The 15,509-nt window shown below is 63.9% G+C and carries 11 protein-coding genes; 3 read left to right on the forward strand and 8 right to left on the reverse strand.

The annotated features are described in order from the left end of the window. The 4 genes from CAG41_RS03380 to rpsU form a co-directional block, all read right to left on the reverse strand. Positions 1-3,747 carry a bifunctional diguanylate cyclase/phosphodiesterase gene (locus CAG41_RS03380; protein WP_085586294.1) on the reverse strand — a complete coding sequence of 1,249 codons (3,747 nt, stop codon included), beginning with the start codon at positions 3,745-3,747 and terminating at the stop codon, positions 1-3. A gap of 123 nt (positions 3,748-3,870) precedes the next feature. After that, positions 3,871-5,718, reverse strand: a complete 1,848-nt coding sequence (gene rpoD, locus CAG41_RS03385) for an RNA polymerase sigma factor RpoD (RefSeq protein ID WP_085586292.1) — start codon at positions 5,716-5,718, stop codon at positions 3,871-3,873. 67 nt (positions 5,719-5,785) lie between these two features. Next, complete coding sequence (gene dnaG / locus CAG41_RS03395) at positions 5,786-7,753, reverse strand: DNA primase (RefSeq protein WP_085637143.1); 1,968 nt, start codon at positions 7,751-7,753, stop codon at positions 5,786-5,788. A 475-nt stretch (positions 7,754-8,228) separates the two neighbouring features. After that, positions 8,229-8,444 (reverse strand): 30S ribosomal protein S21, encoded by a 216-nt coding sequence (rpsU, locus tag CAG41_RS03400; RefSeq protein ID WP_002551877.1) that lies wholly within the window; start codon positions 8,442-8,444, stop codon positions 8,229-8,231. Between the two features lie 199 nt (positions 8,445-8,643). Between rpsU and tsaD the strand changes: the two genes are divergently transcribed. Continuing rightward, complete coding sequence (tsaD, locus tag CAG41_RS03405) at positions 8,644-9,672, forward strand: tRNA (adenosine(37)-N6)-threonylcarbamoyltransferase complex transferase subunit TsaD (protein ID WP_085586288.1); 1,029 nt, start codon at positions 8,644-8,646, stop codon at positions 9,670-9,672. Positions 9,673-9,692: 20 nt separating this feature from the next. Here the strand turns inward: tsaD and plsY are convergent, their stop codons facing one another. Continuing rightward, a complete protein-coding gene (gene plsY / locus CAG41_RS03410) occupies positions 9,693-10,262 on the reverse strand; it encodes a glycerol-3-phosphate 1-O-acyltransferase PlsY (RefSeq protein ID WP_085586286.1) in 570 nt (189 codons plus the stop codon). A gap of 74 nt (positions 10,263-10,336) precedes the next feature. Here plsY and folB point away from each other — a divergent pair, with 74 nt between their 5' ends. Together folB and folK are read left to right on the forward strand one after the other, a co-directional pair. After that, positions 10,337-10,693, forward strand: a complete 357-nt coding sequence (gene folB, locus CAG41_RS03415) for a dihydroneopterin aldolase (protein ID WP_085586284.1) — start codon at positions 10,337-10,339, stop codon at positions 10,691-10,693. After that, on the forward strand, positions 10,684-11,208 hold the full coding sequence (gene folK / locus CAG41_RS03420; protein WP_085586282.1) for a 2-amino-4-hydroxy-6-hydroxymethyldihydropteridine diphosphokinase: 525 nt from the start codon (positions 10,684-10,686) through the stop codon (positions 11,206-11,208). Before folB ends, folK begins: the two co-directional genes overlap by 10 nt. A 121-nt stretch (positions 11,209-11,329) precedes the next feature. Here folK and CAG41_RS03425 read toward each other — a convergent pair whose 3' ends face one another. The 3 genes from CAG41_RS03425 to CAG41_RS03435 all read right to left on the reverse strand — a co-directional run bounded on the left by CAG41_RS03425 (position 11,330) and on the right by CAG41_RS03435 (position 15,453). Next, the gene (locus tag CAG41_RS03425; protein WP_085693862.1) at positions 11,330-12,559 is read right to left on the reverse strand and encodes a multifunctional CCA addition/repair protein; all 1,230 of its coding nucleotides are present in this window, start codon (positions 12,557-12,559) and stop codon (positions 11,330-11,332) included. Between the two features lie 63 nt (positions 12,560-12,622). Next, positions 12,623-14,185, reverse strand: a complete 1,563-nt coding sequence (locus CAG41_RS03430) for a SpoVR family protein (RefSeq protein ID WP_085586278.1) — start codon at positions 14,183-14,185, stop codon at positions 12,623-12,625. Next, positions 14,182-15,453 carry a YeaH/YhbH family protein gene (locus tag CAG41_RS03435; protein WP_007959907.1) on the reverse strand — a complete coding sequence of 424 codons (1,272 nt, stop codon included), beginning with the start codon at positions 15,451-15,453 and terminating at the stop codon, positions 14,182-14,184. The genes CAG41_RS03430 and CAG41_RS03435 overlap by 4 nt, the downstream gene beginning before the upstream one ends. Between the last annotated feature and the right edge of the window lie 56 nt (positions 15,454-15,509).

A 15,509-nucleotide genomic window follows, 5' to 3' on the forward strand; every position in this document is an offset into this window, starting at 1 on the left:
TTATAGCGACGGTTTGGCGGCTGTGCTATCCGAAAAATCCGATACGGCAATGCGCAGAAACGTGGCGGCGAACTCTTCGGGCGGCAGGGGCAGGCTGACGATGTAGCCCTGGATCTGTTCGCAGCCTTCGGCGGCGAGGAACTGCTCCTGGGCCTGGGACTCCACGCCTTCGGCGATCACGGTGAACTGCATGCTGCGGCCCAGGGCGATGATGGCGCGGACGATGGCTGCGTCGTGCGGGTCGTCGGGCAGGCCGCGGACGAAGGACTGGTCGATCTTGAGGATGTCCAGCGGCAGGCGCTTGAGGTAACTGAGCGAGGAATAGCCGGTGCCGAAGTCGTCGATGGCCAGTTGCACGCCCAGGCGCTTGAGCTGGTGCAGCACGGCGAGCGCCTCTTCGGCCTGGCTCATGATGAAGTTCTCGGTGATTTCCAGTTGCAACAGGTCCGGCCTGAGGCGGTTGTCCTTGAGCAGTTGCTCGATGCGGCCCAGCAGGTTCGGCTGGCGCAGCTGGGCGCCGGCGAGGTTGACCGACAGCGGGCCCAGGCTTTCGTAGATCTGGCTCCACTCGAACATCTGCCGGCAGGCGGTCTCCAGCACCCAGTCGCCGATCTGCAGGATCATGCCGTTCTCTTCGGCCAGCGGAATGAAATGCTCCGGCGGCACCTCGCCGAAGTTGGGGTGACGCCAGCGGATCAGGGCTTCGGCGCCGACCAGGCGGTGGTCGTCGAGGCTGATTTTCGGCTGGTAGTAGAGGTACAGCTCATCGCGTTCGATGGCCCGGCGCAGTTCGTGCTCCAGGGCCACGCGTTCGCTGGCCTGGGCGGTGAGGTCGCGGGTGTAGCTTTCGACGCGGTTGCGGCCCTTGGCCTTGGAGCGGTACATCGCCGCATCGGCGTTCTTGACCAGCGTGGCCACGTCGCAGCCGTCCCGTGGATAGAGGCTGGTGCCGATGCTGGCGCTGATGAAGAACTCGTGCTCGCCGGCCTGGAACGGCGCGCTGAAGCAGTGCAGCAGCTTGTTGGCGATGTAGTCGGCGTCGCTGGCCTGCTGCAGGCCGGGTAGCAGGATGATGAATTCGTCGCCGCCCAGGCGGGCGACGGTGTCGATGTCGCGCAGCTGTTCCTTCAGGCGCACGGCGATGCCCTTGAGCAGCAGGTCGCCGACCGGGTGGCCGAGGCTGTCGTTGATGTGTTTGAAGCGGTCGAGGTCCAGGAACAGCACGGCACCCTGGCCACCGTCCTCCTGCTGGCTGTTCAGCGCCATCAGCAGGCGGTTCTCGAACAGGGTGCGGTTCGGCAGGCCGGTGAGGGGGTCGTGGTGGGCTTGATAATCGAGCTTGGCCTGGGCGTGCTTGAGGCTGGAGATGTCGGCGAACACCGCGACGAAGTGGGTGATGGAGCGGTCGCGGTTGCGCACGGCGCTGATGGTCAGCCAGCTGGGGTAGAGCTCGCCGTTCTTGCGCCGGTTGGAGATTTCGCCCTGCCAGTGGCCTTCGTCGGTCAACTGGTGCCACATGGCAGCGTAGAAGGCGCTGTCGTGCAGGCCGGACGCCAGCAGGCGAGGGGTGTGGCCCAGGGCCTCGCTTTCGCTGTAGCCGGTGATCTCGGTGAAGGCACGGTTGACGGCGCTGATGTGCTGCTGGGTATCGGTGATCAGTACGCCTTCGGCGGTGCTTTCGAACACCGTGGCCGCCTGTTGCAGTTTCTCCTGCATCAGGTGCCGCTCGGTGATGTCCCGGGCGATGGTCAGCATGCAGTCGTCCTCGCCGATCGGCAGCGGTCGGCTGGAGACCTCGCAGAGGCGGATCTGCCCGTCGCTGCGACGAATGTGGCAGCTGAAGTCGCGCACGTAGCCGTCGCGGTGCAGCAGGTCGAGCATCTGCTTGCGTTCGTTGAGGTTGACCCAGATCCCCAGATCCAGCGCCGAGCGATCCACCGACATGGCGCTGTTGTAGCCGGTGATGCGGCTGAAGCCTTCGTTGACCTCCAGCAGCAGACCGTCGCTTTGGCGCGACAGGAGCAGGCCGTCCGGCGAGGCATGGAACGCCTTGGCGAACTTTTCCTCGGAGGTCTGCAGCTGTTGCTGGGTTTCCTTGAGCTGGGAGATGTCGCGCACCACCACCACCAGGGCCGGCGTGGTGTCCAGGTCGAACGGCTCGGCGGAGATCAGGCCGGTGAACAGTTGGCCGTTGCTGCGCCGAAAGGGCATCTCCAGGTTGCGGATGCTGCCGGCCTGCAGGCGTTGCAAGAGTCCCGGGCCGACACCGGGAATCCCCCAGATGTTCAGTTCGGTGGCGGTCTGGCCGATCACGTCTTCGGCCTTCAGCCCGATCTGTTCTTCGAAGGCTTCATTGACCTCCAGCAGGCAGCCGTCGGACAGCCGGGCGATGACCAGGATGTCCGGGCACTGCTGGAACACCGAGGCGAATTTCTGCTCCGACAGCCGCAGCGCCTCTTCGGTGCGCTTGGCTTCGCTGATGTCGATCATCAGGCCGCGCATCACCGGCTCGTGGCCGTGCTCGATCAGGCTGACGATGTCGCGGACCCACAGGCAGCGGCCGTCGGCGGTGATCACCCGGTAGTCGAGGCTGTGGTCGCGCCCGGCCTCTACCTCGTGGTCGCAGAAGCTCTGGGCCCGGGTCAGATCCGCCGGGTGGATGATGTTGCGCCAGAAACCCGGGATCAGCCAGTGGGACAGCGGATAGCCCAGCAGATCCTCGGCATGGGGCGAAACGTAGCTGTAGGTGAAATCGCTGATCCGCGCTTCCCAGGCGATGGCCGACAGGCTCTCCACCAGACCGCGGTAGTGGTACTCGCTGCTGCGCAGTTCCTGCTCGAGGTCGATGCGCCGGGCGATCTCCGAACTCAGGCGGCGGTTGATGCGGATCACCACCGCCAGCACGCTGAACAGCAACAACAGGCCTGGCAGGCCGTATATCAGAAGATCCGACCAGAATGTCCGGTGATCGAGGACGTTGCCGACCCAATGCTCCTGGATGCTGCTGATCTCCTCCGGGGACATGTCGGCGAGCACCTTGTCCAGGATGGTCACCAGCATCTTGTTGTCCCGGGGGACGGCCATCGCCAACTGATAGCGATAGGGTGTTTCGCCGCTGACGTACAGGCCGTCGAGCTTGAGTTGGCGCAGGCTCCAGACGCTGGAGGCGAGGTCACCGACCACGGCGTCCACTTCGTCGGTCGCCAGGGCCTGGAGCGCTGAGCTGACGTTGGGCATGGCCACCAGGTTCAGGTCGGGATGGTGGGTGCGCAGCAATTCATGGGGCGCGTAGTTTTCCACCACGGCGATCTTCAGGCCGTACAGGTCGTCCAGCTTGCGCGGCTGCGGGCCGCCGACGTGGGCGAGGATGACGATCGGGAAGTCGAGGTAGGGGCGGGTGAACGCCAGGTAGGTCTGGCGCTCCGGGGTGGACATGATGCCCGGCAGCAGGTCCAGGCTGCCCTCCTTCGCTTGCGCCAGCACCACCGTCCAGCTCACCGGCTCGATGGGCGTGAGCTTGATCGCCAGGCGCTGGCGGATCACGTCGATGTAGTCCGCCGCCAGGCCCTGGTAGCGGTTCTGGTCGTCCCGGAACTCGAAGGGCGGCCACGAGGCGTCCACGCCCAGGCGCAAATCCGGGTGAGCCGCCAGCCAGGCACGTTCTTCGTCGGTCAGAGTCAGCGCGCCAGCCGTTGCGGTCCAGGTGATCAGCGACAGCAAAAAAAGCACGGTCGGCAGTCTGGGCATAACGGTCTCGTTATGGCACGGGGGAATGCTTCGAGTGTAGACGGGCTGCGCGGGGGGAGGGGGAGGCGGGGGATTTAATCTGCCGCAAAACAAAACCCCCGGCCTGGGCCGGGGGTTCTGGTGTCACTCGTCGAGGAAGGAGCGCAGATGCTCGCTCCGCGTCGGGTGGCGCAGCTTGCGCAGCGCCTTGGCTTCGATCTGACGGATCCGCTCGCGGGTCACGTCGAACTGCTTGCCGACCTCTTCCAGCGTGTGGTCGGTGTTCATGTCGATGCCGAAACGCATGCGCAGCACTTTGGCTTCACGGGCGGTGAGGCCGGACAGCACTTCGCGGGTCGCTTCCTTCAGGCTTTCCACGGTGGCGACATCGATCGGCGACTGCATGGTCGAGTCTTCGATGAAGTCACCCAGATGGGAGTCTTCGTCATCGCCGATCGGGGTTTCCATGGAGATCGGCTCTTTGGCGATCTTCAGTACCTTGCGGATCTTGTCCTCAGGCATCTCCATGCGCTCGCCCAGCTCTTCCGGCGTCGGTTCGCGACCCATTTCCTGCAGCATCTGGCGGGAAATGCGGTTGAGCTTGTTGATCGTCTCGATCATGTGCACCGGAATACGGATGGTGCGCGCCTGGTCGGCGATCGAACGGGTGATGGCCTGACGGATCCACCAGGTCGCATAGGTCGAGAACTTGTAGCCGCGACGGTATTCGAACTTGTCCACCGCCTTCATCAGGCCGATGTTGCCTTCCTGGATCAGGTCGAGGAACTGCAGGCCGCGGTTGGTGTACTTCTTGGCGATGGAGATCACCAGACGCAGGTTCGCCTCGACCATCTCTTTCTTCGCGCGGCGGGCCTTGGCCTCGCCGATCGACATGCGACGGTTGATGTCCTTGATCTCGGCGATGGTCAGGCCGGTTTCGGTCTCCAGCGCGACCAGCTTCTGCTGGCAACGGATGATGTCCGGCTGCAGGCGGGCAATGGCTTCGGCGTACTTGCCTTTGCCTTTGGCCAGGGCGTCGGACCAGCTCTCGTCGACTTCGTTGCCCGGGAACTGGCGCAGGAAGTCGGCACGCGGCATGCGGGCATCACGCACGCACAGCTGCATGATCGCGCGCTCTTGCTGACGCAGGCGGTCCAGGGCGCTGCGGACACGCTCGACCAGGCCTTCGAATTGCTTCGGCACCAGTTTGATCGGCATGAACAGGTCGGCCAGGACCAGCAGTTCGGCAATCGCCGCCTTGTTGTGGCGACCGTGCTTCTTCAGCGCCTTGCGGGTGATTTCCATCTGCTCGGCGACAGCGCCGAAACGCTGGGCGGCGATGACCGGATCCGGGCCGCTTTCGGCTTCTTCTTCGTCATCGGAAGATTCGGCCTCGTCATCGTCGTCGGACTCTTCCTCTTTCGCGGCCTTGGCGTCGAGCGGCGGCGGCACTTCGGCGGCCGGCGGCGCGGTGCCGTCGTCCGGATCGATGTAGCCGCTCAGCACGTCGGACAGGCGGCCGCCTTCGGACGTGACGCGGTCGTACTCGGAGAGGATGTGCTCGACGGTGCCGGGGAAGTGGGCGATCGCGCTCATCACTTCACGGATGCCTTCTTCGATCCGCTTGGCGATCTCGATTTCGCCTTCGCGGGTCAGAAGCTCGACCGTACCCATTTCACGCATGTACATGCGCACGGGATCCGTGGTGCGACCGATGTCGGTCTCCACCGCCGCGAGCGCGGCGGCTGCTTCTTCCGCAGCGGCCTCGTCGGTATCGGCGTCGGCCAGCATAAGGGCGTCCGCATCCGGAGCACTCTCGTGTACGGGGATCCCCATGTCGTTAATCATGCGGATGATGTCTTCCACCTGCTCCGGATCTGAAATATCCTCGGGCAGGTGGTCGTTGACCTCGGCGTAAGTCAGATATTTCTGCTCACGGCCCAGTTTGATCAACTCAATAATACGAGACTGCTGTTGCGCTTTTCCGGACATAACACCCTATCCACTGAAGGTCTTGGCGGGCAAAAAACAAGCCGAGGATTATACCTGAGCTATGACCTCACGCGCCAGTTGAGGTCGGGTTTGATGCGGGAGCATTGCGACTCAACAGGTCGCGCAGCTGGTTTTTTTCGTCGCTGCTCAGTTCGCTTTGACGGGCTTTCCTGAGCAGTTGTTCCAGATTCCGTTCGCGTTGACGGGCTGACAGACTGGAAATGGTGTCGAAAAACTGTTGTTCAAGGTTGTCTCCGTCGATCAGCCATTCCTTCTCGGCCAGCGCCCTGAGCAGGCGACCCTGTTCGGTTCCGTGCCATCGCGCGATCAACTGAATTGAGTTTAGCTTGGGATTCTTCTGTACGGCTTCGAGCAGGGCCACCAGCAATTGTGCGTTGGTCTGGCTTTCGTCCGCGAAGTGCCCGGCGTCCTCGACCTTGTCCGCCAGTTGCGGATGATGCAGCAAGGTCCGCAGGGCGGCCTGGATCGGCGGCTCGACGGCGGCAGGCACCCGAGGGGCGCGCGGCTGGTCGCGGTCACCGCCGCGCTTGCCGTTCTTGTCCCAGGGCTTCTTTTCCCATTTCTTGCCGCCGGAACCGGATTTCTTCGGCGTCCACTCCTGCTGCGGCGCGTACATGTCCGCCGCCTGCGGTTGATGGTAGTCGCTGTAGTCCGGCATCGCGCCGTAATCGATGCCGGGATCGTACGCCGGCGGCGCTTCCTGCGGTGCGCTCTGGGCCAGCTGGCTGACGGTTTCGCTGTTCAGGCCGGTGATTTCGGTCAGGCGCTGGCGCATCAGGATCCGCAGGTTGGCGCCTGGCACCTTTTCGATCAGCGGTGCCGCCAGTGTGACCATGTGCGCCTTGCCTTCGAGCGAACGCGGATCGGCCTCTTCGGTCAGTTGCTGGAAGAAGTAGTCCGCCAGCGGCTGCGCATGTTGGTTGATCCGGGCGCGGAAGGCATCGGTGCCCTCGGCGCGGATCAGCGTATCCGGGTCTTCGCCTTCGGGCAGGAACAGAAAGCGCGCGCGGCGGCCGTCCTGCAGGCTCGACAGCGTGGCTTCCAGCGCCCGCCAGGCGGCGTTGCGGCCGGCCTGGTCGCCGTCGAAGCAGAACAGGACGTTGGGCACCACGCGGAACAGGCGCTTCATGTGCTCTTCGCTGGTTGCCGTGCCGAGCGTCGCGACGGCGTTGCGCAGGCCTTGCTGGGCCAGGGCGATGACATCCATGTAGCCCTCGACGACGATGATCTCGTCGAGGTTGCGGTTGTTCTTGCGGGCTTCGTACAGGCCATAGAGTTCCTGGCCCTTGTGGAACACCGGGGTCTCCGGCGAGTTCAGGTACTTGGGCTTGTCGTCCCCCAGCACCCGGCCGCCGAACGCGATGATCCGGCCGCGGGTGTCGCGGATCGGGAACATCACCCGGTCGCGGAAGCGGTCGTAGCGCTTGCCGGTCTCGGCGTTCTCGATCAGCAGCCCGGCATCGATCATGGCCTTTTGCTGCAGGGTGTCGCTGCTCAAGTGCTTGAACAGGTTGTCCCAGCCCGGCGGGGCGAACCCCAGGCCGAAGTCCCGGGCGATCTCGCCGGTCAGGCCGCGGCCCTTGAGGTAGTCCACGGCGGCCTTGCGCGCCGGGTGGCTCTTGAGCGCCTGGCGGTAGAAATCGGCGGCCGCGGTGAGCAGCGGGTACAGCGGCGAATCGGTAGGCTGGCGCGGCTTGTGCGAGCGGCTGCCTTCCTCCCGCGGGACTTCCATGCCGGCGGCCTTGGCCAGGTCCTCGACCGCCTGGGGAAAGTCCAGGTTGTCGTGGTCCATGAGGAAGCCGAGGGCGTTGCCGCCCGCGCCGCAGCCGAAGCAGTAGTAGAACTGCTTGTCGGGGCTGACGCTGAACGACGGGGTCTTTTCCTTGTGGAACGGGCAGCACGCGGTGAAGTTCTTGCCGGCCTTCTTCAATTGCACGCGCGAACTGACCACGTCGACGATGTCGGTGCGGTTCAGAAGGTCGTCAATGAAGCTCTGGGGGATCAACCCGGCCATGGCGTTCTCGTCGTCTGCGCTCAAAGGATCCGATGCGATGGGCGCAAAGGACGTGGCTCATCCGGCGGGGCGCGTGCTTTCGGCGGCTCGACCGGTGTCGTCTGCGTGATCGCTGTCGGGAAGTGTATCTGCCGAAATTCCCTTGGCGTTAGCAGCCATCGGATTTCGACCGTTTGAAAGTGTTGCGCTGAATCCGCTGACGGCCGGATTGCGGCCTCGGATAGCTCATGAAGCAGGCAGGTGCCTTGGGCTGATCGTCGTGAGAGGAATCAGTGGGTGTGCTCGTCGGCAGCCTCGAAAGACCCGTCAGAAAAGACGTGCACCGCTGGCAAAGAAGCCAGGCCTGACGCGGTGAAGCGGATTTGTCTCGGTCGCATGTGCGGCTTCGACGGTGAAGCATCAAGCGTTTTCCGCAAATGCCATAAGCCCGGCGGAAGGCCGGGCTTGGCAGAAGCTTGCTACGAACGTCTGTGTATCAGTACAGACGAACGGCGCGGCGCTGTTCGCGCTGAACTTTCTTGGCGTGACGCTTAACAGCGGCTGCTGCCTTGCGCTTACGCTCGGAAGTTGGCTTCTCGTAAAATTCGCGGCTACGAACCTCAGCCAGTACACCGGCTTTTTCGCAGGAGCGCTTGAAACGACGCAGAGCTACGTCGAAGGGTTCATTCTCTTTAACTTTGACGGCTGGCATCCAGAGCTACCTTCATTCATTACCGGGGTCAACATCCTCGCGGCAAAAGAGCACTTGAAGACGTCGGTTTTTAAGGGTTGCGGATGTTAACCCCTCAACGCTCGGAATGCAAAGCCTCTGATCGAAAACCGCTGGTCGGGGCATCACGCGGCGACTATCATGCGCGCCTTCGAATTTAGCCTAAACAAGGCCAGAACCCATGCTAGTACTGGGATTGGAAACGTCCTGCGACGAAACCGGCGTCGCGCTCTACGACAGTGAACGCGGCCTTCTGGCGGACGCGCTGTTCAGTCAGATCGACCTGCACCGCGTCTACGGCGGCGTGGTGCCGGAGCTGGCCTCCCGCGATCACGTCAAGCGCATGCTGCCGCTTATCCGGCAGGTGCTGGCGGAGGCCGACTGCGTGCCGACCGAGATCGACGCGATCGCCTACACCGCAGGCCCAGGCCTGGTCGGGGCCCTGCTGGTGGGCGCCTCCTGCGCCCAGGCGCTGGCGTTCGCCTGGGGCATTCCGGCGCTGGGCGTGCACCACATGGAAGGCCATCTGCTGGCGCCGATGCTCGAGGCGCAACCGCCGGAGTTTCCGTTCGTCGCTTTGTTGGTCTCCGGTGGCCATACGCAGTTGGTCCGGGTCGATGGCATCGGCCAATACGCCTTGCTTGGCGAAACCCTCGACGATGCCGCCGGCGAAGCCTTCGACAAGACCGCCAAGATGATGGGCCTGAACTATCCAGGCGGGCCCGAGATCGCCAAGGCCGCCGAGCGGGGCGTCGCCGGCCGGTTCACCTTCCCGCGTCCGATGTGCGACCGTCCGGGTCTGGACTTCAGCTTCAGCGGCCTGAAGACATTCGCCCTCAACACCTGGCAGCAGAGCGTCAGCGCCGGGGACGACGGCGAGCAAGCCCGTTGCGACATCGCGCTGGCGTTCCAGCAGGCCGTGGTGGAGACTTTGACCATCAAGTGCAAGCGTGCCCTCAAGCAGGCCGGCATGAAGCGCCTGGTGATCGCCGGCGGCGTCAGCGCCAACCGGGCGTTGCGTGCGTCGCTGGAGAAAATGCTCGGCGACATGAAGGGCAGCGTGTTCTATGCCCGTCCGCAGTTCTGCACCGACAACGGCGCGATGATCGCGTTCGCCGGTTGCCAGCGGCTGCAGGCCGGCCAGCAGGAAAGCCTGGCGATCACCGTGCAGGCGCGCTGGCCGATGGAGCAGTTGTCCGCGTTGGGATGAGCGTCGTTCAAGGGCGGCATTCAAAAATGCCGTTCGCGCCCGGCGAACAGGTCGCGTAGATTGCCCCGGTGCCGCCAGACGATCAGCAGCGTGAGCGTGCTCATCGGCAGCAGGGCGGCCGGTTCCTGCCAGGCCAGCAGCGGCAGGGTGAGGGGGGTGGCGATGAGGGCCGCGAGCGAGCTGGTGCGGGTCAGGTAGAACGTCAGCAGCCAGGCGGCTATGGCCAGCAGTGCGGCGGGCGGATACAGCCCCAGCAGCATGCCGGCCGCCGTGGCGACGCCTTTGCCGCCGCGGAAACGGAAATACAGCGGGAACAGGTGACCGATCACGGCGCAGACGCCGATCCAGGCCTGGTCCTGCGGCGACAGGCCTGCCGCCGAGGCGATCAGCACCGGCAGCAGGCCTTTGCACAGATCGCCGAGCAAGGTCAGGACCGCCAGTTTGCGGCCGGCCAGGCGCAGCATGTTGGTGGCGCCGGCATTGCCCGAGCCGCTCATTCGCGGATCCGGGTTTCCGGTCAGGCGGCTGAGCAAGATGGCGAAGGACAGCGAGCCGAGCAGGTAGGCGAAAACCGCCAGTGACCAAAACATGCTAACTATTCCGGGCGAGGACGCCCTGATTCTAACGGCGCAACGCGCCCTTGTCGTGCAACGGAGAAAAGTGCTTGGACAGAGTGTTTATCGAGGGCCTGGAAGTCGACACCGTGATCGGTGCCTACGACTGGGAGCGCGGCATCCGACAGTGCCTGCGCCTTGATCTGAGCTTCGCCTGGGACAATCGTCCGGCCGCCGCCGGCGACGACCTGACCCTGGCGCTCGACTACGCCAGCGTCTCCACGCGGATCCAGGCCTTCGCCGAGCAGGCGCAGTTCCAGTTGGTCGAGACCTTCGCCGAACGGCTGGTCGAGACGCTGATGGACGAATTCAAGATCACCTGGGTGCGCCTGAAGCTGACCAAGCCGGGCGCCGTGCCGGCCGCCAAGGGCGGCGTAGGTGTGGAGATCGAGCGCGGATGTCGCTGACTCAGGTCTACCTCGGCCTCGGTAGCAATATCGAGCGTGAAACCCATTTGCGCGCCGGGCTCGAGGCCCTGGCCGCGTTCCTGGTGGATATCCGCTGTTCGGCGGTGTTCGAGAGCCAGCCGGTGGGCATCAAGAGCGGTCCGTTCTTCAATTTCGTGGTGTCGGCGTTCACCGACCTGCCCCTGATGGAGCTGGATCGCCGCTTGAAGTTCATCGAGGCGGACAACGGCCGTTACGCGCCGGACCGCAAGGGCCTGCCGCTGGACATCGACGTGCTGCTGTACGGCGACCTGACGGGCAATTTCGACGGGCTGGTCCTGCCGCGGGCGGAGATCCTGAAAAACGCCTTCGTGCTGTGGCCGCTGTCGCTGATTGCGCCGGAGCGGGTGCATCCGGGCGTGGGAAAAAGCTTTGCTGCGCTGTGGGCAGAGGCGCAGATCGATCAGGAACTGGCACCGGTGGCCTTTGAGTGGCGGGGCGAGCCGTTGACCCCCGAGGATCTGTTGTCGGCCTGAGCGGTGTCTTCACTGACGCCCTCTTCAGCAGGCTGGCTCCCTCACTTTTGGGGGAGCACAGAATCCGTGAGCGCCGCCGTTCCCTGCGGGAGCGGCGGCGCGACGATTCGGACTGCCCGTTTCAGGAGGCCGCCGCCTCCTTGTACGCCTTCAACGCCTTGAGCCGTTCGCGCTTGAGCGCCTCGCCCAGTTCCGGGCCTTTGAAACCTTTCTCCAGCAACGGCTGTACCGCCACGCTGCGCGCCACCGTCGCGGCGCCGCGCAAGTAATCCGCCTGTGGATAACTGCGCTGTTCCAGGCCTTTTCGCCCGCGGGCGTCCATCTCGCAAGCGGCAATGAACTCCTCGAAACGCTGCGGCCGGCGGTAGACGTCGAAGCTCTGCAGCAACTCCAGCAGCGTCGTGGCTTTCAGCTCAAGGGCGCGGTGCCCGTGGGTGTGGTACTGGCCGACCAGCAGTGCCAGTTCCTGGCACTCCTTCGGAGCCTTGAAGCGTTCGTTGACCGCTTTGATCAACTTCAGCCCTGTGTGCTCGTGGGCGATATGCCTCGGCCATTCCTCTTGCGGCGTCAGGCCTTTGCCCAGGTCGTGCAGCAGGCAGGCCCAGCGCACGGTCAGCGGTTGCCTGTGCAGCGCCGATTGCTCCAGCACGCTCAAGGTGTGGATGCCGCTGTCGATTTCCGGGTGATGGGCTTCCGGCTGCGGCACGCCGAAGAGCGCATCCACTTCCGGCATCAGCACCTTGAGCGCGCCGCAGTCGCGCAGCACCTGAATGAACACCTGCGGCTGCTCTTCCATCAGGGCGCGGGAAATCTCCTTCCAGCTGCGTTCGGCGGTCAGGGCTTCCAGCTCCCCCGATTCGCTGAGGGTGCGCATCAGTTCAAGGGTCTCGGGCGCGACGGTGAACCCCAGTGCCGCATAACGGGCGGCGAAACGCGCCACCCGCAGCACCCGCAGCGGATCTTCGGCGAACGCCGGGGAAACGTGACGGAGTATGCGGTCTTCAAGGTCGCGCTGGCCGTTGTAGGGGTCGGTCAGGTTCTGACCGTCGTCCTCAGCCATGGCGTTGATGGTCAGGTCGCGGCGGATCAGGTCTTCCTCAAGCGTGACCTCGGGGCTGGCGTGGAAGGTGAACCCGCCATAACCGCGGCCGCTCTTGCGCTCGGTGCGGGCAAGGGCGTACTCCTCGCCGGTCTTGGGGTGAAGGAACACCGGGAAGTCCGCGCCGACCGGGCGAAAGCCCTGGGCGAGCATCTCTTCGGTGGTCGCGCCGACCACCACCCAGTCGATGTCGGTGACCGGTTTGCCCAGCAGGCGATCGCGCACGGCGCCGCCGACCTTGTAAATCTGCATAAAAAACCTCCGTTGGCCCGACAGGATAACCCTTGCGCCGGACTTTCGGAGGCTGGAACGGGATCAAAGATGAATGACGGCCAAGTCGAGCCGACCGTAGTCCCCTTCGCTGTGCTCGTTTCGCGGCGGCACATGGTGGGTCTTCATCACCTGGTCGCCCTGCAGGGTCTCCAGGTGGATGTCGAAGCCCCACAGCCGGTGCAGGTGCTTGAGCACTTCTTCCGTGGAATCGCCCAAGGGCTTGCGGTCATGCTGCTGGTGGCGCAGGGTCAGCGAGCGGTCGCCGCGGCGGTCGATGCTGTAGATCTGCACGTTCGGCTCGCGGTTGCCGAGGTTGTACTGCGCCGCCAGGGTCTCGCGGATGATCCGGTAGCCGCCCTCGTCATGGATGGCCGGCACCAGCAGGTCGTCCCGCTGGTCGTCGTCGAGGATGCTGAACAGTTTGAGGTCGCGGATCACCTTGGGCGACAGGTACTGCAGGATGAAGCTCTCGTCCTTGAAGCTGCTCATGGCGAACTTGATGGTCGACAGCCAGTCGGAGCCGGCGATCTCCGGGAACCAGCGGCGGTCTTCCTCGGTGGGCTCCTCGCACATGCGCCGGATGTCCCGGTACATCGCAAAGCCCAGGGCGTAAGGGTTGATGCCGCTGTAGTAGGGGCTGTCGAACCCGGGCTGGAACACCACGCTGGTGTGGGACGTCAGGAACTCCATCATGAAGCCGTCGGTGACCAGGCCTTCGTCGTACAGGTCGTTCATCAGCGTGTAGTGCCAGAAGGTCGCCCAGCCTTCGTTCATCACCTGGGTCTGGCGCTGCGGGTAGAAGTACTGGGCGATCTTGCGCACGATGCGCACGATTTCCCGTTGCCACGGCTCCAGCAGCGGCGCGTGCTTCTCGATGAAGTACAGGATGTTCTCCTGCGGCTCGGCGGGGAACCGGGCGTTGTCCTTGTCGCTGAGCTTGTCGGTGCCCTTGGGGATGGTGCGCCACAGGTCGTTGATCTGCTTTTGCAGGTGCTCTTCGCGGTCCTTCTGCCGCCGCCGTTCTTCCTCGGCGGAAATCGGATACGGCCGTTTGTAGCGGTCCACGCCGTAGTTCATCAGGGCATGGCAGGAATCGAGCAGATCCTCCACCGCATCGATGCCGTGGCGCTCCTCGCACTGCATGATGTACTGCTTGGCGAACACCAGGTAATCGATGATCGAGCTGGCGTCGGTCCAGGTGCGGAACAGGTAGTTGCCCTTGAAGAAGCTGTTGTGGCCGTAGCAGGCGTGGGCCACCACCAAGGCCTGCATGCAGATGGTGTTCTCTTCCATCAGGTAGGCGATGCACGGATCCGAGTTGATCACGATCTCGTAGGCCAGGCCCATCTGCCCGCGGCTGTAGGATTTTTCGGTGCTGAGGAAGTGCTTGCCGTAGGACCAGTGGTGATAGCCCAGCGGCATGCCGACCGACGCGTAGGCGTCCATCATCTGCTCGGCGGTGATCACCTCGATCTGGTTGGGGTAGGTGTCCAGCGCATAGCGGGCCGCGATGCGGGCGATTTCGCGGTCATAGGCCTGGATCAGCTCGAACGTCCATTCGGAGCCGGTGGAGATGGGTTGGCGCTTCTGCTCTTTGGCGGTCATGTCACTAACCTGCGCTGGAAGAGTTCACGGAAGACCGGATAGATATCCCCGGCCGAGACCAGTTGCTGCTGGGCAAACGTGTCGGAAAAGGCTTCGGCGATGCGTTCGTACTCGTACCAGAGGGCCTGGTGCTCGCGGGGGGTGATCTCCACATAAGTGTAGTACTGCACGAACGGCATGATCTGGTTGATCAGGATGTCGCGGCAGATGGGCGAATCGTCGTTCCAGTTGTCGCCGTCGGAGGCCTGGGCGGCGTAGATGTTCCACTCGTTGCTCGGATAGCGCTCGGCCATGATTTCCTGCATCAGCTTCAGGGCGCTGGAGACGATGGTGCCGCCGGTTTCCCGCGAATAGAAGAACTCTTCCTCGTCCACTTCCCGGGCGCTGGTGTGATGGCGGATGAACACCACGTCGATCTTGTCGTAGTTCCGCTTGAGGAACAGGTACAGCAGGATGAAGAAGCGCTTGGCGATGTCCTTGGTCGCCTGGGTCATGGAGCCGGACACGTCCATCAGGCAGAACATGACCGCCTTGGAGCTGGGGTTGGGCTGCTTGATCAGCAGGTTGTACTTGAGGTCGAACGTGTCGAGGAACGGCACCCGATGGATGCGGGCGCTGAGTTTCTCGATTTCCGCTTCCAGATCCTGGATATCGCCGAAGTTGTCCGGCTCTTCGCGTTTCAGCCGGGCCAGTTCTTCCTTCACCTCGCGCAGTTTCGCCCGGCTGCTGCCGGACAGCGCGATGCGCCGGGCATGGGCCGAGCGCAGGGTGCGGATGATGTTGATGCGCGAGGGGTTGCCCTCGTTGCTGATGCCGGCGCGCACGGTCTTGAAGGTGTCGGTGCCGGTCAGGTTGCGTTTGACCAGGTTCGGCAGTTCGAGGTCCTCGAACATGAATTCGAGGAATTCCTCCTGGGTGATCTGGAAGACGAACTCGTCCATGCCTTCGCCGGAGTTGCCGGCCTTGCCGGGCCCCCGGCCTCCGCCGCCTCCCGGCGGGCGGGCGATGTGTTCGCCGGCGGTGAACTCCTTGTTGCCGGGGTGCACGACGGTCTGCTTGCCCCCGCGGCCGTGGTGAAGCACCGGTTCGTCGATGTCGCGACCGGGGATGCTGATCTGCTCGCCGTGCTCCATGTCGGTTATGGAACGCCGGCTGACGGCTTCTTCGACAGCCTTCTTGATGTGGTCACGGTAGCGCCGCAGGAAGCGCTGGCGGTTCACCGTGCTCTTGTTCTTGCCATTGAGGCGTCGGTCGATCACATAGCTCATGACTGCTCCTTAGAAGCTGTCCTGCAAAGGGCCGAGCGCTCATGCAGCATTGAACC

The organism is Pseudomonas sp. B35(2017) (genome assembly GCF_002113645.1).
Lineage (GTDB): Bacteria > Pseudomonadota > Gammaproteobacteria > Pseudomonadales > Pseudomonadaceae > Aquipseudomonas > Aquipseudomonas ekonensis.